The sequence below is a fragment of the Arthrobacter sp. D1-29 genome, from assembly GCF_054130585.1.
Map to the genome: position 1 here is coordinate 1,812,421 of NZ_CP096383.1, position 24,371 is coordinate 1,836,791.

The 24,371-nt window shown below is 63.7% G+C and carries 21 protein-coding genes; 14 read left to right on the forward strand and 7 right to left on the reverse strand.

Going from position 1 to position 24,371, the window contains the following annotated elements; all coding sequences use genetic code 11:
• Positions 1-3: 3 nt before the first annotated feature.
• The 3 genes from M1E17_RS08440 to M1E17_RS08450 are packed head-to-tail and all read right to left on the reverse strand — an operon-like array spanning position 4 to position 2,256.
• The gene (locus M1E17_RS08440) at positions 4-627 is read right to left on the reverse strand and encodes a hypothetical protein (protein WP_457966717.1); all 624 of its coding nucleotides are present in this window, start codon (positions 625-627) and stop codon (positions 4-6) included.
• Positions 620-1,456 (reverse strand): alpha/beta hydrolase, encoded by an 837-nt coding sequence (locus M1E17_RS08445; protein WP_457966718.1) that lies wholly within the window; start codon positions 1,454-1,456, stop codon positions 620-622. Before M1E17_RS08445 ends, M1E17_RS08440 begins: the two co-directional genes overlap by 8 nt.
• Positions 1,453-2,256 carry an alpha/beta hydrolase gene (locus M1E17_RS08450; RefSeq protein WP_457966719.1) on the reverse strand — a complete coding sequence of 268 codons (804 nt, stop codon included), beginning with the start codon at positions 2,254-2,256 and terminating at the stop codon, positions 1,453-1,455. Before M1E17_RS08450 ends, M1E17_RS08445 begins: the two co-directional genes overlap by 4 nt.
• A gap of 112 nt (positions 2,257-2,368) precedes the next feature.
• On the opposite strand from M1E17_RS08450, the gene M1E17_RS08455 reads away from it, so the two are divergent.
• A complete protein-coding gene (locus tag M1E17_RS08455) occupies positions 2,369-3,178 on the forward strand; it encodes a lysophospholipid acyltransferase family protein (RefSeq protein WP_457966720.1) in 810 nt (269 codons plus the stop codon).
• Between the two features lie 71 nt (positions 3,179-3,249).
• Positions 3,250-4,641, forward strand: a complete 1,392-nt coding sequence (locus tag M1E17_RS08460) for a class II 3-deoxy-7-phosphoheptulonate synthase (RefSeq protein ID WP_457966721.1) — start codon at positions 3,250-3,252, stop codon at positions 4,639-4,641.
• Positions 4,642-4,702: 61 nt separating this feature from the next.
• Here M1E17_RS08460 and pknB read toward each other — a convergent pair whose 3' ends face one another.
• Together pknB and M1E17_RS08470 are read right to left on the reverse strand one after the other, a co-directional pair.
• Positions 4,703-6,769 carry a Stk1 family PASTA domain-containing Ser/Thr kinase gene (pknB, locus tag M1E17_RS08465; RefSeq protein WP_457966722.1) on the reverse strand — a complete coding sequence of 689 codons (2,067 nt, stop codon included), beginning with the start codon at positions 6,767-6,769 and terminating at the stop codon, positions 4,703-4,705.
• A gap of 114 nt (positions 6,770-6,883) precedes the next feature.
• Positions 6,884-8,296 (reverse strand): LysM peptidoglycan-binding domain-containing protein, encoded by a 1,413-nt coding sequence (locus tag M1E17_RS08470; RefSeq protein ID WP_457966723.1) that lies wholly within the window; start codon positions 8,294-8,296, stop codon positions 6,884-6,886.
• A 358-nt stretch (positions 8,297-8,654) separates the two neighbouring features.
• Between M1E17_RS08470 and M1E17_RS08475 the strand changes: the two genes are divergently transcribed.
• Positions 8,655-9,008 (forward strand): Rv2175c family DNA-binding protein, encoded by a 354-nt coding sequence (locus tag M1E17_RS08475; protein ID WP_457966724.1) that lies wholly within the window; start codon positions 8,655-8,657, stop codon positions 9,006-9,008.
• A gap of 18 nt (positions 9,009-9,026) precedes the next feature.
• Here M1E17_RS08475 and M1E17_RS08480 read toward each other — a convergent pair whose 3' ends face one another.
• Together M1E17_RS08480 and M1E17_RS08485 are read right to left on the reverse strand one after the other, a co-directional pair.
• Positions 9,027-10,121 carry a polyprenyl synthetase family protein gene (locus M1E17_RS08480; RefSeq protein WP_457966725.1) on the reverse strand — a complete coding sequence of 365 codons (1,095 nt, stop codon included), beginning with the start codon at positions 10,119-10,121 and terminating at the stop codon, positions 9,027-9,029.
• Positions 10,118-10,645: a hypothetical protein gene (locus M1E17_RS08485; protein ID WP_457966726.1), complete on the reverse strand. Its 528-nt coding sequence runs from the start codon at positions 10,643-10,645 to the stop codon at positions 10,118-10,120. Before M1E17_RS08485 ends, M1E17_RS08480 begins: the two co-directional genes overlap by 4 nt.
• Positions 10,646-10,719: 74 nt before the next feature.
• Here M1E17_RS08485 and dinB point away from each other — a divergent pair, with 74 nt between their 5' ends.
• The 11 genes from dinB (at position 10,720) to ftsW (ending at position 24,369) form a co-directional block, all read left to right on the forward strand.
• Complete coding sequence (gene dinB / locus M1E17_RS08490; RefSeq protein ID WP_457966727.1) at positions 10,720-11,946, forward strand: DNA polymerase IV; 1,227 nt, start codon at positions 10,720-10,722, stop codon at positions 11,944-11,946.
• A 260-nt stretch (positions 11,947-12,206) separates the two neighbouring features.
• Complete coding sequence (locus tag M1E17_RS08495) at positions 12,207-12,578, forward strand: DUF3040 domain-containing protein (protein WP_457966728.1); 372 nt, start codon at positions 12,207-12,209, stop codon at positions 12,576-12,578.
• Between the two features lie 412 nt (positions 12,579-12,990).
• A complete protein-coding gene (gene mraZ / locus M1E17_RS08500; protein WP_267278579.1) occupies positions 12,991-13,419 on the forward strand; it encodes a division/cell wall cluster transcriptional repressor MraZ in 429 nt (142 codons plus the stop codon).
• 167 nt (positions 13,420-13,586) lie between these two features.
• Positions 13,587-14,579, forward strand: coding sequence for a 16S rRNA (cytosine(1402)-N(4))-methyltransferase RsmH (gene rsmH / locus M1E17_RS08505; protein WP_457966729.1), 993 nt, complete (start codon positions 13,587-13,589; stop codon positions 14,577-14,579).
• Positions 14,576-15,277, forward strand: coding sequence for a hypothetical protein (locus M1E17_RS08510; RefSeq protein WP_457966730.1), 702 nt, complete (start codon positions 14,576-14,578; stop codon positions 15,275-15,277). The genes rsmH and M1E17_RS08510 overlap by 4 nt, the downstream gene beginning before the upstream one ends.
• A 41-nt stretch (positions 15,278-15,318) precedes the next feature.
• Positions 15,319-17,115 (forward strand): peptidoglycan D,D-transpeptidase FtsI family protein, encoded by a 1,797-nt coding sequence (locus M1E17_RS08515; RefSeq protein ID WP_457966731.1) that lies wholly within the window; start codon positions 15,319-15,321, stop codon positions 17,113-17,115.
• 84 nt (positions 17,116-17,199) lie between these two features.
• Positions 17,200-18,840: a UDP-N-acetylmuramoyl-L-alanyl-D-glutamate--2,6-diaminopimelate ligase gene (locus M1E17_RS08520; protein ID WP_457966732.1), complete on the forward strand. Its 1,641-nt coding sequence runs from the start codon at positions 17,200-17,202 to the stop codon at positions 18,838-18,840.
• A 6-nt stretch (positions 18,841-18,846) separates the two neighbouring features.
• Entirely contained in the window at positions 18,847-20,313 is a 1,467-nt protein-coding gene (locus M1E17_RS08525) for a UDP-N-acetylmuramoyl-tripeptide--D-alanyl-D-alanine ligase (RefSeq protein ID WP_457966733.1), read from the forward strand.
• Positions 20,310-21,419: a phospho-N-acetylmuramoyl-pentapeptide-transferase gene (mraY, locus tag M1E17_RS08530; RefSeq protein WP_457966734.1), complete on the forward strand. Its 1,110-nt coding sequence runs from the start codon at positions 20,310-20,312 to the stop codon at positions 21,417-21,419. The genes M1E17_RS08525 and mraY overlap by 4 nt, the downstream gene beginning before the upstream one ends.
• Positions 21,401-22,978, forward strand: a complete 1,578-nt coding sequence (murD, locus tag M1E17_RS08535; RefSeq protein ID WP_457966735.1) for a UDP-N-acetylmuramoyl-L-alanine--D-glutamate ligase — start codon at positions 21,401-21,403, stop codon at positions 22,976-22,978. Before mraY ends, murD begins: the two co-directional genes overlap by 19 nt.
• A 2-nt stretch (positions 22,979-22,980) precedes the next feature.
• Entirely contained in the window at positions 22,981-24,369 is a 1,389-nt protein-coding gene (gene ftsW, locus M1E17_RS08540; protein WP_457966736.1) for a putative lipid II flippase FtsW, read from the forward strand.
• The last annotated feature ends 2 nt before the right edge of the window (positions 24,370-24,371 follow it).

Below are 24,371 nucleotides of genomic sequence, written 5' to 3' on the forward strand. Positions count from 1 at the left end.
CACTCAGACGCGGGCGCCGTCGTCGTTCTCATCCTTTTCCTGCGGGAGCTTCATAATGAGGTACACCACGGCAAGGATAAATACCGCAAGGATTCCCAGTATGGCCAACAGGGGAGCGGACCGCCAGAACATTGCCGACAGCAGGAGGGCCACGGGCCCGCCAACTGCGCCAAGCCACGCGAGCATGGTGAGCGGGTCTGTTCCCGCCAGGCTCGGCGGCTCGTCCGGAACGAAACCGTCGTCGTCGTCCTCCACCCCATAGTCCCGGGGGCCGCCTGCTGCGTCGCCATCTGTTGGGGCAGCATGCTTTGGCGGAGCCGGCGAAGCGGCGGCCTGGCGCTCCGACGCAGACATTTCTGTAGGTGCGGCCAGGCCAAGGGGATCAAAGTCACGGAATCCTACGTGCCTGCCTGTGCCAGCGGGGTTATCGGAGGAATCCGTGGACGCCCGTGGATCTGTGCTTGGGGTGGGGGTGGTTCCGGAAATATCCGCTGTGTCTGTAGTCCCCGTCTCCTGACCGCTCTGATTGTCGGAGGTGGATCCTTCCAGACGTGCCACCAGGTCCAGCCAGACGGCATCATCCTGGTTTGCGCTTTGGTCCGCTGAGCCCGAGTCTGGCCTAGGCATTGGCTGTTCCCTCCCTGTCTGCCAGGACTGCTGGACGCTCTGCGGGAGTCTGTCCGCTTGGGGGCGGAGCTAACGCCGAAACCACAGAGCGGATGAATTCGGATGAGCCCTGGAAAATTTCCTCTGCATCGTTGTCCAGCGTGGCCACATGGTAGCTGTTGCTCAGGCTTGTCAGGTGGAGGGGCGCATGGGTCAGGCCGCGGCGCAGGGCCACTATGCTCGAGTCCGACACAACGTGGTCCACAGTCGAGCGGAAGACCCGCACCGGTGCCGTCACCCGGGGGAGCAGCCGGATGGTGTCCTTGAACATTTTGTTCAATTCGTGGGCGGCCGCCACAGGGGTACGTGCGTAGGCGGCTTCGTCCATTCCCGGCTTAAGAATGTCATTTGCAATCGCCGGCGTGCTTTTGAGCACCAGCTTGAGGATTCCGGCCAGCGGAGCGCGGGGATCGTCGATGACCAGGCCCGGATTCACCAGGATGACACCGGCAACGGGCCTGGTGGCGGCGATCCTGAGGGCCAGCGCGCCTCCCATGCTGAGCCCCGCGGCAAAAACGTAGTCGCAGGATCCGTCAAGTTCCAGGTATGCGTTGTCCAGCTCGGTGTGCCATTGCGTCCACCGGGTGCGGGCGAGTTCCTGCCAGCTGGTGCCATGGCCAGGGAGTAACGGCATCCGGACCGCGAAGCCCGCGTCGGCGAGGGACTGGGCCCAGGCCCGGAGCCCGTGCGGGCTGCCGGTGAAGCCGTGCGAGAGGACCACCCCGATCCTGGGGCCATCGCCGCCGTGGAAGGTGCTGCTGAACGGGCTGTGGTCCGGGAGGGTGGTCATGATGTCTCCGACGTGATGTTGTGGGACGGGTTGTTGGGGGCAGCATGCTGAAGGAAGAACATGGTGGATCGGGCAAAAATCTCAGGAGCGTCAACGTCAAGAGTAGCCACGTGGCCGCTGTTGTGGAGATCCACGACTTCCACGAGGCGCGGGCCCAAGCGCCGTCTCAGTACGGCCAGGGACGTGGGAGGCACCACGGCATCTGCCCTGGACTTGAAGACCTGCACGGGAGCCGCCACCCGGGGGAGGCCCCGGGCAGCCGCACCGAACAGCTTCTTGAGCTCGTGCACCGAGGCGAGCGGAGTCCTTGAATAGTCACCGTCCTCGGTGGCCTCCGCGGTGGGTTCGTCCTCCTGGATGGGCAGGGTTGTGTGCTGGAAATATTTGAGGACTCCGACCACCCTCACGCGCCGGTCATAGAAGCTCAGGCCCGGGTTGACCACCGACACGCCGGCCACAGGATGCCTGGATGCCGTGAGCAAGGCGATGGCCCCGCCCATGGACAGGCCAGCCACAAAGCATTGGTCTGTGCGCGCCGCGAGGTCCAGGTATGCGGCCTCAAAGGTCCCGTGCCAGTCGCGCCAGTTCGTGCGTGCGAGTTCCTTCCAGTGCGTGCCGTGCCCGGGAAGCAGCGGCACCGATACGGCAAATCCCTGGGCGGCAAGGTGCTCAGCCCACGGCAGGACGCTGAGCGGACTGCCGGTAAAACCGTGGCTAATGGCTATTCCGGTCCTTGCATTGGGTCCGTGGCCGGGGTAGCTGAAAGCAGCAGGCCGGGAGGGGATGCTGCTTTCTGTCATGAGACCATCGTGTCACTGTTCGGGACAAATCTCACTAGAGTAGGGTTGCATTGGAGTGCCCGGACAGGCCCGACGAAGGGCCGGCCCGCCGCCTTCAGGAGAGGTTCATCACGTGTTCTATTGGGTCATGAAAAGGATCTTCCTGGGTCCGGTTTTGCGGCTGCTTTTCCGTCCCTGGGTCAAGGGTTTGGACAACGTTCCGTCGGAGGGCGCGGCGATCATCGCCTCCAACCACCTTTCCTTCTCGGATTCGATTTTTATGCCACTGATGGTGTCCAGGCCGGTTGTCTTCCTTGCCAAGTCTGAGTACTTCACCGGCACGGGACTCAAAGGCAGGCTCACCGCACTCTTCTTCAGGCTTACCAACCAGCTCCCCATGGACAGGTCCGGCGGTGCGGCTTCGGCTGTCTCACTAAGCGCCGGCATGGACGTGCTGACCTCCGGCGGCCTGTTGGGAATCTATCCGGAAGGCACACGGAGCCCCGATGGAAAGCTCTACCGGGGCAAGGTGGGGGTGGCACGGCTGGCCCTTCAGGCCGGGGTGCCTGTGATTCCCGTTGCAATGATCGGCACGGACAAAGTACAACCCATCGGCAAACGGATGCCCAATATCCGTCGGATCGGGATGATATTCGGTGAACCGCTCGACTTCAGCAAATATCAGGACCAGGCCGAGGACCGGTTGGTCCAGCGGAAGGTGACTGACGAGATTATGTTCGAGCTGATGCGGCTCTCCGGCCAGGAGTACGTGGACGAGTATGCGGCCGTGGTGAAGCTCCGGCTCGATGGAAAGCAAACGGAGCCGGCGCCCGAAGCGGATAGCGCCATGGCAAAGGAACCCCGGCAGGAACCCCGGCAGGACCTCGACCAGCAACGTACCGCGGAGCCGGAAGGCAATGGCGAGGCTTCCGCAACCGGATAACTGTGACGACGCTCTCAGGTCGCGTGACGGCCCGGTGCCATCATGGGCCCCGGGCAGATTAGGCTTAGAGGGTGATTGAGCTATCCGCAAAACCTGCCTTCTCGCTTTCCAGCACCGCCCAGAGCGGAGCAGCCAACTATCCGGGCCTTGATGATTGGCGCGATCTTCCCGTATCACAGCAGCCCAGCTGGCAGGACAGTGATGTCTTCGACGCCTCAGTGAAGGAACTCTCCGTCCTTCCGCCGCTTGTTTTCGCTGGTGAGGTGGACATCCTGCGTGAGCGGCTTGCTGCCGCAGCGCAGGGCAAGGCGTTCCTGCTGCAGGGCGGTGACTGTGCCGAGACGTTCGAAGCCGCTACTGCGGACCGAATCAGCGCCCGCGTCAGGACCATCCTCCAGATGGCAGTGGTGCTCACCTATGGTGCAGCGATGCCGGTCATCAAAATGGGCCGGATGGCCGGCCAGTTCGCCAAGCCGCGTTCTTCCAATGACGAAACCCGCGACGGCGTGACCCTCCCCGCATACCGCGGCGACATCGTTAACGGCTACGACTTCACGCCCGAATCACGCGGGCACGATGCCTCCAGGATGCTCAAGGCGTACCACACCTCGGCTTCCACACTGAACCTGATCAGGGCGTTCACCCAGGGCGGCTTTGCCGATCTCCGCCTGGTGCACCACTGGAACAAGGGGTTCACCGAAAATCCCGCCCATGCCCGCTACGAGTCCCTCGCCCGGGACATTGACCGCGCAATCCAGTTCATGGCGTCCTGCGGTGCGGACTTCGAAGCCCTCAAGCGCGTGGAGTTCTTCGCCAGCCACGAGGCGCTGCTGCTGGACTACGAGCGTGCGCTGACCCGCATCGACTCACGGACGGGCTTTCCCTATGACACGTCGGCGCACTTCCTCTGGATCGGGGAGCGCACCCGCGAGCTTGACCACGCGCATGTCGATTTCCTCTCAAGGGTGCGGAATCCCATTGGCGTAAAGCTCGGCCCGTCCACCACAGGGGACGACGCCCTCCGCCTCATCGACAAGCTGGACCCCGAGCGGGAACCCGGCCGCCTGACCTTCATCACCCGCATGGGGGCCGGAAACATCCGTGAGAAACTGCCTGCCGTTGTGGAGAAGGTCACCGCCTCCGGCGCCCAGGTCCTCTGGGTCACCGACCCGATGCACGGCAACACGGTCACCTCGCCCAATGGCTACAAAACCCGCAATTTCGACGACGTCATTGACGAGGTGCGCGGATTCTTCGAGGTGCACCACGGCCTGGGAACAGTTCCGGGCGGACTGCACGTCGAGATGACCGGCGACGACGTCGCTGAGTGCCTCGGTGGTGCCGATCCGGTGGACCAGGAAGCCTTCCTGGACAGGTACGAGTCGGTCTGCGACCCGCGCCTGAACCACATGCAGTCCCTGGAAATGGCCTTCCTGGTGGCCGGCGCCCTCGCCAAGAACTGATCGCCGGGAGGAACTAGTCACATCACCCTGACCAGCCGGTGGTGTGGCCGGCACCAGCCGGCTACACCACCGTCAGGGTGATGACCGAGCCTTCAGGTACTTCCGTGTTGACCGGGTCCTGGCTGCGGACCGTTCCGAAGAAGCCGCCCAGGATTTCGTTGACCCTGACCTCAAACCCGAGCTCTTCCAGTGCGTCCTGTGCGTCATCTGCCTGCTTGCCGATGTAGCTGGGTACTTTGACAAGCTTGGGGCCCTTGGACACGGTCAGCGTCACGGTGCCGCCCCTGGTGAGCGTTCCGGACGCCGGCGACTGGCTGGACACTGCCCCCTTGGGCACGTTCCTGTCGTTTACCTCTTCCGGTGCAATGACGGCCTTGAGTCCTGCCGCTTCAATCGCGGCCACCGCGTCCTCGGCGTCCTCGCCGACGACTACCGGTACCGGGATGGGCTGGGGGCCTTTGGATACAGTCAGGCTCACCGGCGTGCCGTGCCGGCTTGGTGTCCCGGGGGCAGGGTCCTGTGCCAGGACCACTCCCGCGGCCACCGCCTCATCAAACTGCTCGACGACGGTGCCCAGCGCCATTTCAGCCTGGTTGAGTTCTTCCTTGGCCTGCTCCAATGTCTTTGCCGTGAGGTTCGGCAAATCAAACAGCTGGGGTCCCTTGGAGACGAATAACGCGACAGGCTGGAACTTCCTGATTTCGGTTCCGGCCCCGGGCTCGGAACCCACCACCAGCCCGGACGGGACATCATCATGGAACACGTCACTGGTGCGTGACTGGAAGCCTGCCTCGCTGAGCAGCTGCTGGGCCTGCGCCACCGTTTTGTTGGCCACCTGTGGAACGGTTCCGGGGGAGCCGGGTCCCATGCCGAAGAACCAGCCGGCCCCGGTTGCCAGAAGGGCGGCGATGATGACGATGACTGCCCAGAGGACACCCCGGCGGCGGGGATTGCCTTCCCTCAATGTCTTCAGCGGCGTGGCGGCGGCACGGGACCTGGCTTTCTCGTCCTCCCTGTCGGCTTTGCGCTGGGCTCGCTTGCTCAGCCGTGCCGGCGTCTGGGGAGTCAAGGGTCCGTACTCCGCAGGAGGCCTCTGTGGCGGAGGCATTGTGGGATAGACCGAGGTGGCTGGAGAGTCCGAGGGGTGGGAGTCGGCGGGGTGCTGTGGCTGGGGCCGGCCGAACGGCGACATCACCGTCGTGGGGTTGCTGCTGCGGGTAATGATTTCGGTAGGGTTTTGCTGGCCGGGGCCAATGGCCGCAGGCGGCTGGAGGTCCAGCTCGAAGTCTGTGAGGTTGGTCCGGATATGGCGGAGCTCCTGGAGCAGCGCATTGCCGTCCACTGGGCGGTTCTCCGGATCATTGGCCGTGCACCACTGCACCAGTTCGTCCACCTCGGCTGCAAGGCCTGGCACCACGGCGGAGGGCGGTCTCACCGTGCCGTTCACGTGCTGGTAGGCAACCTGGATGGGCACGTCGCCGTTGAACGGCTGCTGGCCTGTGAGCATCTCGTAAAGCATGATCCCCACGGAATAGATGTCGCTGCGGGCGTCAGCCTGCTTCCCGAGCACCAGCTCGGGGGAGAGGTAGGCGACGGTGCCGATGAGAGCGCCGGTGCTGGTGGACGTGGTAACTGCGCGCGCCAGGCCGAAGTCGCCGATCTTGATCCGCCCGTCGTCGGCAATGAGGACGTTTTCAGGCTTGACGTCCCGGTGGATCATCCCGGCGGCATGCGCGGCTCCAAGCCCCTCCACCACTGGGTCGATGAGCGCAAGGGCAAGACGGGGAGGGAGCGCACCCTTGGCGTTGATGACGTCCCGGAGTGTGTGTCCCTTGATGTACTCCATAACCAGGTAGGCGGTGTGACCGTCGTTTCCCTGGTCGAGCACGCTCACAACGTGGGCATGCGAGAGCCTCGCCGCAGACTTCGCTTCACGTCCCAGCCTGCCCAGGAAGGTATCATCATCGGCCAGGTGCGGGTGCAGTACCTTGAGCGCCACATCCCGTTCCAGCCGCTGGTCCGTGGCCAGGTAAACGGTGGACATACCGCCGCGCGCCAGCTTGGACTGGACGGCGTAGCGGTTATCCACCAGCGTTCCAACAAGTCGGTCAGACACGTATTCCTGCACCCTACGATCCTAATCCCGCAATGAAACGGGTCCGAATCACCAGGGGGATCCGGACCCGTATCGTTACGCCTTGGACGGTTTCCGGCGACGCCCTCGGCGGGGAGTTGGGAAGGCTCAGCCGAAGTTCTTCTGGTGGGCTTTGATAGCTGCCACGTAGGCTTTGGTGTCATCGTACATTCCGTACTTGCTCACAGAGTACTGGCCCTGGTAGTAGCCGGCGATCGCGGTGTCCATGTCCTTGCTTGTGGCGATCAGACGGCTGATGATTGCCACGCCGGCGGTCGCGTTGTCATAGGGATCCAGCAAGTTGAGTTTGCGTCCCACGAGGTCTGAGGCCCACTGCCCGGAGGCGGGAATGACCTGCATGGTCCCGATGGCATTCGCCGGGGACACCGCACGCTGGTCAAACCCCGATTCCTGGTGGGCGAAGGCGAGGGCCAGCGACGGTTCCACCCCCATTTGACGGGCGGTGTCTGCCACGATGGTCCGCATCTGTTCGCGGGACGGCACGGGGGACGCGTTCAACAGCGCCTTGTTCTCATTGGCGGAGCTGACAACTGCCGCAGGATAGGTGAAGCCAAGAAAGGTGCTGGGCACCAGCGGAGTCACGCTGGCGGCGGGCTGGCTCGAAGCCGGCTGCAGCGAGGATCCGGCACCGGCGCCCGGGATAACGAGCTTGTTGCCGGGGTAGATGACGCTGGTCATGCTGAGCTGGTTTGCTGAGAGGACGTCGGACAGTTTGACACCGTGCCGTGAGGCGATGGCGGACAAGGTGTCGCCGGCCTTGACGGTGTAGCTGCCTGCCGGGGCGGAAACAGGAGCTGAAGCAGGAGCCGGGGCAGGGGCCGGGGCCGCCGGAGCTGCGGCCGGCTGCGGGGCGCTTGCGGGCGCCGGCGCACCACCGCCGGCCGTCACCTTGATCTTCTGGCCCGGGTAGATGATGGAGCGCATGTTCAAGCCATTCCAGCTGAGCACCTCGGACAGGCCCACGCCATGCCGGAACGCTATGGCGCCGAGAGTGTCGCCGGGCTTGACCGTATAGCTGCCTCCACCATTCGCAGGAGCCGCCGGGGCGGCTGGAGCAGGGGCCGCGGCGGGCGCCGCCGGTGCGGATCCGGAGCCTGAGAGTTTGATCTTTTGGCCCGGGTAAATGATGGTATTCGGCTGGAGGTTATTCAGCTTCAGGATCTCGTACGTGTCGAGTCCATACTTCCCTGCGATTCCGCTGATCGTATCCCCGCGGGCAATGGTGTATTCAGCAGGGGCTGAGGGCTGGGCCGGCCGGAAGGCTGCCGGAACTGTAGTGGATACTGATGCCGCCGGAATGACAGCTGCCGTCGCTGCAGCGACCTGTGCCTTCATGGCGGCGGACAGGGTGGCCGGGATGGCGCGGGGACGCGGCTCCGCGGCAGCAGGCTGGGCGAGGGCAAGAGAGGACAGAACGACCGCAGGCAACGCTGCCGTGGTGGCGGCAATCATGGGCAGGCTTGGCCTGGTGTGCTGCTTCGGCGAGCGGGACGTCGTCATGGAAAGAATCCTCTTCTCAACTGCGGGGATGCGTGATGCCTGGCGATCGGTGATACTACTGTTACTTAAGTTATTGATGTTACGAATGTGATCTATGTGAATCTCTCACGAAATTCCGATTAGCACAAGAAATCACGGATATCAGGCAAGGCACTTTTTGGAGTGTCGCTTCCGCACGCGTCCGGCTGGCATCCCGTCAGGCATTCCCTCTGGCCATTCCCACTGGTATTCCCTTTGCATTCCGGCATTCCCTGCGCTTTCCTCCGCTCCCTGGGCTCTCCCTCTGGGGGAGGGGCGAAAAGCATCCGGAATTGGGGAGGACTAGGCTCAAAGGCGCCCCTCATGGCAACCTTGATCCGTGAGTAATGTAGAAAGCCTTGTGGGCGAATGGTTGCCCTTGCCCGATGTAGCAAAGTTGTTGGACGTTTCCATCACGAGAGTTCACAGCCTGATTGATGACCGCGCCTTGGCCGCGCTGCGCGTGGGAGAACGCCGGATACGGTCAGTTCCGGCCGAGTTCATCCAGGACGGACATGTAGTCGAAAGCCTTAAGGGCACCATCGTGGTCCTGGCGGACGCGGGCTATTCGGACGAGGACCTGATTGTCTGGCTGTTCACGGCAGACGAGTCGTTGCGGGGACGTCCCATAGATGCGCTGCGCGAAGGCCGGAAAACCGAAATTCGGCGCCGGGCTCAGACCCTGGCCTGGTAAGGCCCTATTTATTGAGAGTCAGGAAGCGCGGCTGACTGTTGCTTCAGCAAGCCTGCGAAGAGCTGTTTTAGGCAATTCTTCCAGCGGGAGCATGTCCAGGGCATGAAAGGCAGCCGCGCCGAATTCCCCGATGAGCACCTCGGTTGCCTGAAGGGCTCCGGATTCCTCGATAATGCGGCGAATTTCAGCTACGTCCTCATCGTCAAGATCCGGGCTGCCGAGTTTGGCGTCAATAAAAGCCGACTCGTCGGGAGAGGCCTGATCCAGGGCCAATGCCACCAGCACCGTCCTTTTACCTTCCCGGAGATCATCTCCGGCGGGCTTGCCTGTGGTGACGGGATCGCCGAATACCCCCAGGATGTCGTCGCGCAGCTGGAATGCTTCGCCCAGTGGCAGCGCAAAGGCGGAATATCCCCTGAGCAGGTCGTCCGAGGCTCCGGCCAGCGCTCCGCCCAGGGCCAGGGGGTGTTCTGTTGAGTACTTGGCCGACTTGAACCTGATGATTGACTGGGCCCGGCTAACCGCCCCGGCCCTGTCCCTGACCGGTCCCGCCACTTCCTCGAGGATGTCCAGGTATTGGCCGGCCATGACTTCGGCGCGCATGAGGTTGAAGATCAGCCGGGCGCGGCTCCCGGACGCCGCCTGTTCACCGATGTCGGTGAAGGCTTCTTCGCTGAATGACAGGCAGAGATCACCCGTCAGGATGGCGGCCGCATGCCCGAACCTCTCGCTGTCCAGTGCCCATCCCTGGGCATGATGCAGCTGGCTGAAGCGCCGGTGGACGCTCGGGCCGCCCCGCCTGGTGTCGGAGCGGTCGATGATGTCGTCGTGGATCAGTGCCGCAGCCTGGAACAGCTCAAGTGCTGATCCGGCCGTCACGATGTTGTGGGCCTCGGGGTCCCCGCCCGCGCCCCGCCAGCCCCAGTAACACATCAGGGCACGCAGCCTTTTGCCTCCCGTCACCAGGTTTGAGATGGAGCCCATGATCGGGTCGATATCGGGAGAAATGCCGGCCATGACTGCCTGCCGGGTGGAGAGGAAATCGGTCAGCTCACCGGCAACGGCAGCCACGAACGCTGTCTGTTCCAGCCGCAGCTGCTCGGCGACCGTCACTGGGCCGACTCGGCTGCCACATTTGCGCCGATGGTAAAGGTGGAAACCCCGGCGGCCTCCACTACTGCGAGATTGACTGTCTCGTTGTCGCCCCTGACGAAATCCTTGGACGCGACGGTGCCCACGGCCTCGCCCGGCACTGCCTTGAAGCCCTGGGCCTCCAGCTCCTTCGTGTAAAAATCGACGACGGCGGGAGTAGGGGACGCGACGGTTGCCACCAGTGCGACGGTGGCCGGTGTTGCTGACTTGTCAAAGCTGCTGGAAACCACCGTTGCCCCGGGCATCAGGGGCAGGAGCTTCCCGGGAAAACCTTCGACGAGTGCCCCCACTGTGGCCGAGGTCCCCGGCGAAGCCGAGGGGCTTGGGGAGGCGGTGGCAGTGGGCTGGCTGGTTGTCTGCGACGTGGTGCCGGAGGATGCCGTGGTCACTCCCGGGCCCGCAGGACTGCAGGCGGCGAGTCCCAGCGCAGCGCCTGCCACCAAGGCGGCCAACGCTGCCGGCTTAAGATTTCCAATGACCGTCACAGAGACATTCCTCCTGGTGTTGATGCCGGATGCAGCCTCCAGTTTAGTCAGTACCAGCGGCTAGGATTGCAGGTGTGGGCCCGGAGCGGAACAACGATGAAAGCGAAGTGAGCCTTCGGGAGCTTCGACGCAGCTCTATTCTGCATGTGGACATGGACGCATTCTTTGTCTCCGTCGAGCTGCGGACCCGCCCGGAGCTCCGGGGCAGGCCCGTCATTGTCGGCTACCCGGCAGACCGGTCCGTGGTCCTCTCGGCGTCGTACGAAGCCAGGGCCTTCGGCGTAAAATCTGCCATGCCCATGGTGATGGCGGCCAGGATCTGTCCCAAGGCAGTCATCATAGAACCGCGGCACAGGCTGTACTACGAGGTCTCCGCGCAGATCATGGCTATTTTTGAATCCATCACCGAACTGGTGGAGCCCCTCAGCGTAGACGAGGCGTTCCTTGATGTTGGCGGTGCCATCCGCCGGCTGGGGGCTCCCCGGGAGATCGGGGAGCTGGTCCGCCGCCGGGTCTCGAATGAACTGGGGATCACGGCCTCTGTGGGTATCGCTGCCAGCAAGTTCGTAGCCAAGATCGCCTCAACACGCTGCAAGCCGGACGGGTTGCTGCTGATCACTCCGGAAGAGACTGTCCCGTATCTTCACAGCCTGCCTGTCGGTGCGTTGTGGGGGGTCGGAGCCAAAACGGCGGACGTGTTGGCCCGAATGGGCATCAGGACGGTCGCGGATGTTGCTGCCACTCCGGTGTCCTCCCTCAAGAAAGTCCTGGGCGCCACCGGTCAACATGTTTACCAGCTCTCGTGGGGGATTGATCCGCGTCCCGTTACGCCCGTCAGGCTTGAAAAGAGCATCGGGGCAGAAGAAACCTTCGCAGTGGATACCGGGGACGACGCCATTCTTCACCGCGAACTGCTGCGCCTCGCCCACCGGACAGCGGAGCGCCTTCGCAGTTCCGGGATGGTGGCCAGGACGGTCGCTTTGAAACTCCGCTACGCAGACTTTTCCACCATCACCCGGAGCCGTACAGTCCACACTCCGGTTGACAGCGCCCAGTTGATCTACGCGGTGGCCCTGCAGCTTCTGGAGTCGATCGGAAACCGGACAATGACGGTGCGCCTGGTGGGGATCCGCGCGGAGCAACTGGAGGATGCCGGGCAAACGTCCCTGCAGCTGAGCCTTGATCGCAGGGACGATAACTGGCGTGCAGCCGAGCAGGCACTGGACAGGGTGAGCCGGAAATTCGGGAGTAAATCCGTCCTTCCGGCCCGGTTGCTGGATTCCGGAAACGGGTCCGGGTAAGCCGGGGCAGGGGACGAAAGGCAGGGTCCGGAAAGTCATTGCCGTCTTTCAGATCGGCCCCTGACAAACTATCCTTAGATGTACATAGTTTTCAGATACTGCCGGATCTCCTGGACATGCTGCCACTCCCGCGGCCACATGCCGTGGCTCCCATTCCGCTACCGTCGGCGGAGCGGGAACCTCCACGGCATGCCGGTCGTTATCGGAGCAGAAGTACTGGCTGGGACCAGCCGGACGTTGGCCTACTTAAGGAGGTCGTGATGCCCCTCTCGGAGCACGAACAGAAGCTGCTTGAGCAGTTGGAGAAGCAACTGCACGAGGACGATCCAAAGTTCGCTAATTCCATGGGTTCGGACCCGGGCCGTTCATGGTCCACCCGGCACGTGGTGATTGGAGTCCTGGGCGCGTTGGCGGGCATCTTCCTTCTGCTGGTCGGCGTCACGATGCAGAGCATACTTGTTGGCGTGCTTGGCTTCATCGTCATGGGCGGCGGGGTTTACTTCGCCACGATGCGCAGCTCCGGAGGCGGTAAGCAGCGCTCCGGCAGCCCCGCGAAGCCTGGCAAGTCAAGAAGTTCGTTCATGAGCAGCCTGGAAGAGCGCTGGGATGAAAGGCGCCGCGGAGAGTCCTGACGGAGAGCCCCGGCGCCTGGCCGGTTTCAGCAAAGCCTCCACTTTCCTCCCTCGTTTCACTCCAGCCGGTCCACGGACCGCAGCAGAAGACCCGCCACGGCGGGTCTTCTGCTTTTAACCCGGCAAAAGAGGCATTTTTGTCGGTAAATCCGATGGGCCGCCGGCCTTAGCAACGTCCTGCCGATGACCGGGGGCGAGGACCGCCGTCGCCTCTCCCTGACGCCCACCGGTTTCCTCCACTCACCACCACCGCTAGCATCCTCGGATTTCCGGGCCCGTATTCCTCCAAATGGGGGACAAATGGGGGAATCTGCGTTGACTGTGGGGGAAAGTGGAGTAATGTGGAGGACATAAGAGGGTAGTTGCAACACAGGGGATGTGCAGTTCCTGACGGCAGACGGGCGGTGGGCCAGTGTTTTTGGGCACCCACTCACCACGTTTGGATGAAAAGGGCCGGATTATCCTCCCCGCCAAGTTTCGTGAGGAACTTGCCGGCGGGCTGGTGCTCACAAGGGGCCAAGAGCGTTGCATCTACGTCTTCAGTGAGCAGGAATTTGCGCGGGTCCACGAGCAAATGCGGGAGGCACCTATTTCCTCCAAGCAGGCGCGCGACTACATCCGTGTCTTTCTCTCTGGAGCCTCCGACGAGGTACCTGACAAGCAGGGGCGCGTGACGATTCCGCCGGCGCTCCGGGAGTATGCAGGCCTCGGCAGGGAACTGGCCGTTATCGGTGCAGGAACCCGTGCCGAGATCTGGGACGCCCAAGCCTGGAACGAGTACCTGGCAGAGAAGGAGACCGCCTTCTCTGAAACCGACGACGCCATTCCGGGGATCCTTTGATCAACGGGACGGGACGGCGGACCGCTTCTTGAATCAGATCTCCAGCCGCCCATCGGACGGCCAACCTGGCTCACTTCCCCGGAGCCAGGCGGGCACAACGATAGGCGCGGATGGGGATCTGGCCCAAGAAGCAACAACCGAGCAATCACGGCAAGAAAGGACGAGGCATGAACGACCATCCCAAGCCGACGTCCGAACGCCATGTGCCGGTCCTGAGGGACCGGTGCATCAATTTGCTGGCCCCTGGTTTTGAAGCCGCACGCCTGCGGGGCGAAACCCCCGTGGCGATCGACGCCACACTCGGCATGGGAGGCCACTCGGAGGCCATGCTGCAGCGCTTTCCCGATCTGCACCTGATCGGCATCGACCGCGATGAAGAGGCCCTGGCCCTCTCCGGCGAACGGCTCGCTCCCTTCGCTGCCCGTACCGACCTGGTGCATGCCGTTTATGACGAAATCGGCGATGTCCTCGAGGACCTCGGCGTCAGTGAGGTCCACGGCATCCTGATGGACCTGGGGGTGTCATCGCTGCAGCTGGACGAGCGTGAGCGCGGCTTCGCCTACTCCTTTGATGCCCCGCTGGACATGCGGATGGACACCAGCCGCGGCCAGACCGCTGCTGACGTGGTGAACAACTACAGCGAAGAGGAACTCGTCAGGATCATCCGGAAATGGGGCGAAGAAAAGTTCGCCGGCCGAATCGCTAACAGGATCGTGGCAGCCAGGGCCGTCAAGCCGTTCACCACCACAGGGGAGCTTGTCGAACAGATCCGCTCGGTGGTTCCGGCCGGAGCTGCCAAGACTGGCGGGCATCCAGCCAAGCGGACATTCCAGGCCCTGCGGATCGAAGTCAACGAGGAACTGGACGTGCTGGAGCGAGCTGTACCCGGCGCCGTGGACGCTATAGCCCTGGGCGGACGCATAGTGGTGATGTCCTACCACTCCCTTGAGGACAAGATCGTCAAGAGCGTGTTCCAGGCCCGCTCCAAATCGTCCGCACCCCTCGGCTTCCCCGTGGAACTTGAAGAACACAAGGCCGAACTGAAAACCCTGACTAAAGGCACCGAGGTGCCCACCGCCGTCGAGATCGCTGAAAATCCGCGGGCAGCTTCCGCCAGGCTGCGTGCCGTGGAACGAATCAGAGCCAGGAGAGCAGCATGAGCACCGCCGCCGTCAAGAACTTTCCGCTCGTCGCAGGCAGCTCTGCTCCGGCCCTTGGCACCAATCCGGCAGGGGCTCCCGGCGATGGCCGGAAGGTCCGCACTCCTCTGTCCGTGGTGCGCTCCGCGCCCAGGAAGCGCCGCGCGCCTTTTGTGGTGATGTGCTTTGCCTTGCTCGCCGTAGCCCTGGTGGCGGTGCTGGTGCTGAACATCTCGGTTTCCACAGCGCAATACCAGCTCGTGGAACTCAGGAGCAAGCAGAGTACCCTCACCAAGCAGAACCAGGATCTGGCCCAGCAAGTCCAGAACTTCCAGGCTCCACAGAACCTGGCTGCGAAGGCGTCGGACCTGGGCATGGTGGCTTCCACTGTCAAGGGGCAGATCGATCTCTCCACTCTTGCCGTTTCCGGGAAGGCAACTCCTGCCGTGAAGGGCGATGCGGCGGCAGGTGCCGTCATCCCTGCGCCTGCAGTTGCAGGCGTGATGACTGTTGTTCCGCCGGCAAGCACGGGCGAACCGCTCGCCAGCCGAAAGCCGGCTGAGGACTCGGCGGCGCCTCCTGCCGCACGGGCGGAAGCGCAGGCTCCCGCAGCAGCGGCAGCAGCCCCCGCCCCGGCGGCTCAGGCAGCTGCTCCGGCCGTGGAACTTCACGGTGGTTCCGTGCCGGCTCCCCAGCAGAAGGCGCCGGGCCGTAACTGACAGGATCGTTCAGCAGCAAGGCGAACAGCAAGGAATTCAGCGTGGCGCAAAGGACCGGCAAGGCGAAGATCGGCAAGGTGCCCAACGCCAGGCGGCGATTGCGGCTGGGCCTGGGGATCATGCTGACGCTCCTCCTGGTGGTGGGCGGAAAACTTTTCCTGGTCCAGGGCCTGGACGTCGGGGGAATGGCTGAGGCCGCACTGGACAAGCGAATGCGCGCAACAGTCCTCCCCGCTGAACGTGGCAGCATCCTCGACTCCGGCGGAACAGTCCTCGCCAACAGTGTCATCCGCTACAACGTGGTGGTGGACCAGACCGTGAACACCAAGACGGAGAAGTTCAAGCGCCTCGTAGAGGGCCAGGACAAACTGGAGGACGTCACCCGCGACCAGGCCATCAAAGAATTGGCCGCCGTCCTGGGGATGGAGACCGACGAACTCCGGAAAGCTGTTACAGGCGAATCGAAGTACCACATCATCGCCAAAGACCTCAAGCCCGACATGGAAGACGTGGTTTCAAGGCTTCAGGTACCGGGAATCGTCACTCAAGGCGTCAGCAAACGGGTCTACCCGAATGGCTCCGTTGCAGGCGGGATCATCGGCTTCCTTCACGACGGCACCACGGGCCAGGCCGGAATTGAGCAGACCCAGGATGAAATCCTCAGGGGGACGGACGGCAGGCGGCTCTTCGAAATCGGTGCCGACGGTCTCCGAATCCCCGTGGGTGTGGATGAACTGACGCCGCCGCAGGACGGCAAGGACGTCAAGCTCACCCTTAATTCCGACCTTCAGTATTTTGCCCAGCAGGCCATCCAAAGCCAGTCGGACAAGCTGGGAGCCGAGTGGGGCGTCATCATCGTGATGGACGCCAAGACGGGCGACCTGATCGCCATGGCCGACACAAATTCCCCGGACCCAAACGATCCTGGCAGGGTCGCTGCGAAGGACCGGGGCGTGCGGTCAGTCACGGCAGCCTACGAACCGGGGTCGGTGGAGAAGATGATTACCGCCGCGGCGCTGATCGAGGAAGGAAAGTCCAGCCCCCTGGACACCTTTACCCTCCCGCCGTCCTACACTGTGAATGGCCAGACCTTCAGTGATTCGTTTGCGCACGGGACCGAAGAGCGGACCCTCGCCGGTATCCTCGGCTGGTCAATGAACACCGGAACGGTGATGGCCGGGCAGCGCCTGACCAAGGATCAGCGCTACGACTGGCTGCAGAAGTTCGGCATTGGCGAGGCGCCGGATATCGGCCTGCCTGCCACAGCTTCGGGCATTCTGACTCCTCCGGAGCAATGGGACGGGCGGCAGGAGTACACGGTCCTGTTCGGACAGGGTGTGTCACAATCCACCCTGCAGACTGTGCGGGCGTTCCAGGCGGTGGCCAACAACGGCGTTATGCTCCAGCCCCGCCTTATTGACGCTTACGTCGCCCCGGACGGAACCGAGGAAAAGGTGGAGCCGAAGCCGTCCCGGCAGGTGGTGTCGGACAACACTGCACAGCAGGTCCAGGACATCCTCGAAAGTGCGGTAACGGAAGGCCAGATCAAGGACGCCGCCATTGACGGTTACCGCGTCGGCGCCAAGACCGGAACGTCCGAATCACCGTGCGACGACGGCAAATCGGGCTTCTGCGGCTACACCGCCTCCATCGTCGGCATGGCACCCATGGATGATCCGCGGTTTATTGTGGAGGTGGTACTGCAGCGGCCCAAGGGCAGCATCTATGGCATTACGCAGGGTCCTGTCTTCCGCTCGGTCATGAGCCAGGCCCTGCGGAGCTACAACGTTCAGCCGTCCACCGGTGAACCCGCCAGGTTGCCGCAGTACGCAAAATAGCGGCAGCAGCCAGCAGTACCCAGCAGCGCCCGCGAACGAAGCAATTCGCCGCGGGCATGATCCACTAGCACCATCGGAGATCCCTTGTCAGAGCACCATGTACCCGGCCCGCACTCTGCCCAGGCCGGGGGATCGGCCAACGGCCGCTTCCGCCCGGAAACGGTAGCCGCGGTCCGCCTGGACGCCATTGGTGAAGCAGTAGGGGTACCCGTTCCCGGCCATTCCGCCGCCGTCGATGTCACCGGAATTTCGCTGAACTCGCGGACGGTGGAACCGGGCGATCTGTACGTCGCCCTGCCGGGCGCTGCCCGTCATGGCGTGGATTTCGCGGAACAGGCCATTGCCGCCGGGGCAGTGGCGGTCCTGACTGACGACGCCGGGGCGCGCACCCTGGCACTGTCGGCAGAAACTGCCGTACCCGTGCTGGTGGTCGACCGGCCCCGGAACGTTGTGGGGCCCCTTTCTGCCCTGATCTTCCAAAGCCAGTCTTCAGCCGAGGGAAGTTTCCGGCTGTTCGGCGTCACCGGCACAAACGGCAAGACCACCACCACGTACTTCATCAACGCGCTGCTGCGTTCGCTGGGCATGAAGACCGGCCTGATCGGGACCATCGAGATTCTGGCAGGCGGCGAAGCGATTCCCAGCCTGCTGACCACCCCCGAGTCACCAGACGTCCACGGGCTGCTGGCCCTCATGCGGGAGCGGGGGCTGGATGCGGCCTCGATGGAGGTCTCCTCGCACGCCATTTCCTTCCAGCGCGTGGATGGCGTCGTTTTCGACGTTGCCGGCTTCTCCAACCTGACCCAGGACCATCTGGACCTGCACGGGACCATGGATGAATACTTCGACACCAAGGCCGCGCTTTTCACTCCGGCCCGTGCCCGGGCAGCAGTGGTGACTGTCGATGATTCATGGGGACGCCGGCTTGCCGGCACTGCTGACGTGCCCGTCACGACGCTCGCCACAGCTCCTTCCGCTGCACAGGCCGACTGGATGGTCACCTACACCACTGCCCGCGGCCTGGGAACCGACTTCACACTGCAGGGCCCCGATGGTGTGTCCCTGAATGTGCACACGGGCCTGCCCGGCAGCTTCAACGTTGCCAATGCAGCCCTTGCTGTTGTGATGGTGCTGACCAGCGGGGTGGCAGCAGACGTTGTTCAGTCGGCCCTGGACACTCATGATCCCTTCACCGTGCCGGTTCCCGGGCGGATGCAGCTTGTGTCGGAAGAGCCGGCAGCTGTGGTGGACTTTGCCCACAACACTGACGCGCTGGCGCGCGCCCTGGAGGCAGTACGGCCGCCGGTCCCGGGAGCGAAGCTGATTGTGGTGTTTGGCGCCACCGGGCAGCGGGATGAGGGTAAGCGCCCGGCCATGGGAGCCGTCGCAGCACGGCTCGCCGACACAGTGATCGTCACAGATGACGACCCCCACGACGAGGATGCAGCAGCCATCCGGGCAGACGTTCTTGCCGGCGCCAGGGCAGCCCAGGAACAGGACTCGCTGGAGTGCAGCATTGTGGAGGTGTTCCCGCGTGACGCCGCCATCCGGCATGCCGTGGAACTCGCCGGTACCCGGGACACCATCCTGGTGGCAGGCCGTGGCCATGAGGTCTGGCAGGAAGTCAAAGGCGTGAACCTGGCACTTGATGACCGGGTGGAGCTGAGGAATGCCTTGACAGCCAGGGGATTCACCGTTCTCCAAGACGACCGGATAGAGTCCTAAACCGAGATGATTGCATTTACTGCGGCGGAAATCGCCGAAATCACACACGGCCGCCTGGACGCCGATCCCGGCATTACACCCCTTTCGGTGGTCACGGATTCGCGCGAAGCAACAACCGGGTCGCTCTACGTTGCGAAGCCGGGTGAGCACGCCGACGGCCACGACTTCGTTGGGGCTGCCTTCGACAGGGGCGCATCACTGGTACTTGCTGAGCGCCCTGTCGCGAACCCGAATGGAGCCGGGTACCCGGCCGTGGTGGTCAAGGACGCAGTCCTGGCCATGGGGGCACTGGCCGCGGAGGCGGTTCGCCGGATCCGTGCCGCCAGGCACGCCGAAGGCGAAGAGCTGACGGTCATCGGGATCACCGGCTCCGCCGGCAAAACCACCACCAAAGACCTGCTCGCCGGAATCCTGGAACAGCAGGGAACCACCATTGCGCCGCAAGGCTCGTACAACGGTGAAGTAGGTGTGCCCCTGACCGTATTCCGCGCCGATTCCACCACGCGCTTCCTGGTGATCGAAATGGGAGCCACCGGAATCGGACACATCCGTTACCTGGCCGACATGGTGAAACCCGACATTGGTGTGGTCCTTGGGGTCGGAACCGCCCATGCCGGTGAGTTCGGCGGGGTGGACAACATCGCCCGGGCCAAGGGGGAACTGCTGGAGGCGCTTCCCGCAACCGGCACCGCGATCGTTAATCTCGACGACCACCGGGTGGCGGCCATGCGTTCGCGGACCAGCGCCCCTGTCCTGGGCTTCACGGCCACCGGCCACAGCGACGCTGCCGTACTTGCTGCTTCTGCGGACACCAATGGCGCAGGCAATCCGGAATTCGACCTCATTCTCCCCAGCGGCGAACCCGGCCTGCATGTCAGCAGCCGGCTCATCGGTGCCCACCATCTCGGCAACCTGCTGGCCGCCGCGGCCGCAGCCTTTGCCGCGGGAGTGCCAGGCCGCGATATCGCAGCCTCACTGAGCACGCAGTCGGCGGCGAGCCGCTGGCGGATGGAACGCACTGAACGCCCCGACGGCGTCACTGTGATCAACGATGCCTACAACGCCAACCCGGAATCCATGCGCGCGGCGCTCCGCACCCTGGCGGACCTGGGCCGCGGCCGCCGTACCTGGGCAGTCCTGGGCGCCATGCTGGAACTTGGGCCCGATTCCATCCGGGAGCACACAGCCGTGGGCACCCAGGTGGTACGCCTGAACATCTCCAGGCTGCTGGTTGTGGGCCGAGAGGCCCGTGCCTTGTATGTTTCCGCCGTCCAGGAAGGCTCCTGGGGCGATGAATGCCTGTTCGCTGAAACCGCCGACGAAGCTTATGAACTGCTGAATGCCGAACTTGCACCGGGCGACCTGGTGCTCTTCAAGTCCTCCAACAGCGTTGGACTGCGCCATTTGGGCGATCGGATAGCATTACCCCCACACCCCCCGGTACCCGCCCATGAAAGGAGCGAGCAGCTGTGATTGCACTTCTTATCGGCGCCGGACTGGCCCTGCTGTGCGCCCTGGTGGGAACCCCGTTGTTTATCCGCCTGCTCGTCCGCAGGAGTTACGGACAGTTCATCCGGGATGACGGACCAACCTCACACCACACCAAGCGCGGGACCCCCACCATGGGCGGAACCGTAGTGGTGGCTGCCGTACTGCTGAGCTACGGACTGACCCACCTGATCATGTGGATGATGAACCCGGAGTCCGCCGGTCCGTCGGCATCTGCCCTGATCCTGCTGTTCCTCATGGTGGGGATGGGCCTGGTGGGATTCCTGGACGACTACATCAAGATCTCCCGGCAGCGAAGCCTGGGCCTGAATGTCAAGGCCAAGCTTTTCGGTCAGGGCGCCGTGGGCGTGATCTTTGCCATCCTGGCCCTGAATTTTCCTGACGAAGACGGCCTCACACCAGCCTCCACCAAAGTCTCCCTGGTCCGCGACCTGCCCTGGCTGGACCTGGCGTTTGCCGGGACCGTGGTGGGCGCCATCCTCTTTGTCCTGTGGTCGAACCTGATCGTGACAGCTGCTACCAACGGCGTGAACCTCACTGACGGCCTTGACGGGCTGGCGGCCGGGGCTTCCATCATGGTGTTCGGGGCGTACACGCTGATGGGTATCTGGCAAAACAACCAGGCCTGCGGATCACCTCGGGAGGCCGGAAGCGGCTGCTACATGGTCCGCGATCCCCTCGACCTGGCACTGCTGGCTGCCATCATGAGCGCTGCCCTGGTGGGATTCCTTTGGTGGAACACATCGCCGGCCAAAATCTTTATGGGCGATACCGGCTCCCTCGCCATCGGCGGTGCCATTGCCGGTTTCGCAATCCTGTCCCGGACCGAGCTGCTCCTGGGCGCCATCGGCGGCCTTTTTGTGCTGATCACGTTGTCCGTGCTGATCCAGGTTGGCTACTTCAAAGCCACCGGTGGCAAACGCTTCTTCAAAATGGCACCGCTCCAGCATCACTTCGAGCTCAAGGGCTGGGCTGAAGTGACAGTCGTTGTCCGGTTCTGGATCCTGGGCGGGCTCTGCGTGGCCATGGGCCTGGGAGTTTTCTACGCTGAATGGGTTGTGCTGCTGTGACTGTTTCCCCCCGCCTCGCGGGCCTCGTCAGCTGGGACTCGGACTGGGCGGGTTTACGCGTTGTTGTCACCGGCATCGGTGTTTCCGGCTTCGCCGCGGCGGACACACTGATAGAACTTGGCGCGCGGGTGGTGGTGGTTGACGCTGCCACCAGCGACAAAGCAAAAGCCCAGGCGGACACGCTGAAGATTGTCGGGGCCGTGGACGTCCTCCTGGGAGAAGCCGCCGTGCGGAATATCCCCAGGTTCGACGGCGCCCTGCCGGAACTCATCGTCACCTCGCCCGGCTGGCGGCCCGACCAGGCGTTGTTGGCAGCCGCAGCCCGCGCCCACATTCCGGTCTGGGGCGACGTCGAACTGGCGTGGCGCCTCCGGCAGCGCGCGGGACGGAAGACCGCCGACTGGCTGACGATCACGGGCACCAACGGCAAGACCACCACCGTGGGCCTCACCGAGGCCATGCTCCAGGCCGCCGGCCTGAAAGCCATTGCCGTGGGGAACGTAGGCACGCCCATCCTGGATGCCCTCCGTGACCCCGTCGACTACGACGTCTTCGCTGTTGAGCTTTCCAGCTTCCAGCTCCACTGGTCTGAGTCGATCTCACCTGTGGCCAGCGTCTGCCTGAACGTGGCCGAAGACCACGTGGACTGGCACGGCTCGTACAATTCCTACCTCGCGGACAAGGCAAAGGTTTACGCGGGAACCCAGAAGGCGTGCATCTACAACGCAGAGCAGATTGAAACCGAGCGGATGGTGGAAAACGCCGACGTGGTGGAAGGCTGCCGCGCAGTGGGCTTTACCACCCTTACGCCGGCCATCAGCATGCTCGGCGTGGTGGAAGGGCTGCTGGTGGACCGCGCGTTCATCGAAGAGCGGAAGGACAGCGCGGCCGAACTGGCGTCCATGGCAGACTTGGGGCCCTTCGCCCCACGCCACATGGTGGCCAACGCCCTGGCCGCAGCCGCCCTGGTACGCGCCTACGGCGTGGAAGCCAAAGCCGTACGCCGTGGAATCCAGGACTACGTGCCGGGAAACCACCGCATCCAGCCCGTTGCCCGGCAGGACGGCGTGCTCTGGGTGAACGATTCCAAGGCCACCAACCCGCATGCGGCAGCGGCGTCGCTGGCCACGTTCGAGAACGTGATCTGGATTGCCGGGGGCCTGTCCAAGGGTGTCAGCTACGACGACCTCGTCCGTGACCATGCCGCCAGGCTCAAGGCCGTGGTGCTGATTGGCAGTGACACCGCACCCCTGGCCGAGGCGCTCCGGCGACACGCACCGGATGTCCCGGTGATCCCGGCGGGGGAGGGCGACACTGAGAATATGCAGACTGCCGCAACGGGCGGAACCATTGCAGGAAGCCCTTCTGATTCCGGCGAGGCAGTAATGTTCCGGGCCGTAGCGTCGGCGGCACAGGTGGCCGCACCAGGCGACACTGTGCTGATGGCTCCGGCAGCTGCATCCATGGATCAGTTCTCCTCCTACGCTCACCGTGGCGACGCCTTCATCGAAGCTGTCCGCGAGCTGGTGGAAGGACAGGCCAAGACCGGCGAGGAGTAACAATGGCCAGCACGCCCACCCGGTCCCCGGCTTCCGGGCCGAGCCGCGGGAATCCGGCCGCTTCGAATTCCGCCTCGTCGAAGCGGGATTCGTCGAATTCCCCCTCGTCGAATCCGGCCTCATCCTCAACGCCAAAACCTCCGCTGCCTGCCAGGGTCCGCGGCTGGTACCGCGGCTTCTGGTCAGCACTGGAAGGCACGGGAACCTCCCGAAACGGTTCCACGTACTACCTCATCCTGGGCTCTACCCTGGCACTGACGGCCATTGGCATCATGATGGTGCTCTCCGCTTCCAGCGTGGAGTCGATCGCGGCAGGGAAGTCACCGTACGGGGATGCCCTGAAGCAGGGGATGTTCGCGGCGATCGGAATCTTCACCATGTTTGTGCTCTCCCGCATCAACGTGGTCTGGCTCAAACGCCTGGCCTGGCCGGGGCTGGGTGTGGCACTGGTTCTGCTGGTCCTGGTCCAGGTTATTGGTGACGAGGTCAACGGCAACAAGAACTGGATCGACCTGGGCGGCATCACCTTCCAGCCGTCGGAGGCCTCCAAGCTTGCACTGGCGCTCTGGATGGCCACAGTCCTGTCAGTCAAGGGGAAACTGCTTCGCCGCTGGCAGCACGCCCTGATCCCTGCGGTCCCCTTGGCGGGGGCGGTGATCGGGCTTGTTTTGCTTGGCAATGACCTCGGGACTGCCATGATCATCATGATGATCACGGCCGCCGCACTCTTCTTTGCAGGCGTACCTCTGTACCTTTTCGGATTTGCCGCCATTGTGGCCGCGGCCGGAACCGCCGTCATGGCCATCTCCAGTTCAAACCGGGTCTGCCGCATCACGTCCTGGTGGACGGGCCAATCCTGCGCCGACGGCGTTGATGCCAACTACCAGGCCACCCACGGACTCTACGGGCTGGCCTCCGGTGGCTGGTTTGGCGTTGGCCTTGGCCAAAGCCGGCAGAAGTACAGCTGGATTCCGGAAGCCCACAACGACTTCATTTTTGCCATCATCGGTGAGGAACTCGGCCTGGTGGGCACCGTCGTCGTCCTGATACTCTTCGCCATCCTCGGCGCTGCCATCTACCGCGTAGTGGTGGCGCAGGAGGCCATGTTCCACCGGGTCCTGGCCGGCACCATCATGGTGTGGCTGCTGGGGCAGGCCACCGTCAACATGGCCGTCGTCACGGGGCTGATGCCCGTGATCGGCGTCCCGTTGCCCTTTATCTCCTACGGCGGTTCCGCACTGCTGATGTCATTGTGTGCCGTTGGCGTGGTGTTATCCCTCGCCCGGGAGCAGATGGCCCCTGCCATGCGCCCCAAACGGATGCTGAAGTTTGGCTCCCGAAAACGCCGCAAATCAACCGGCGCCAAGAAAACCGCAAGAAAGCGTACCTAGCA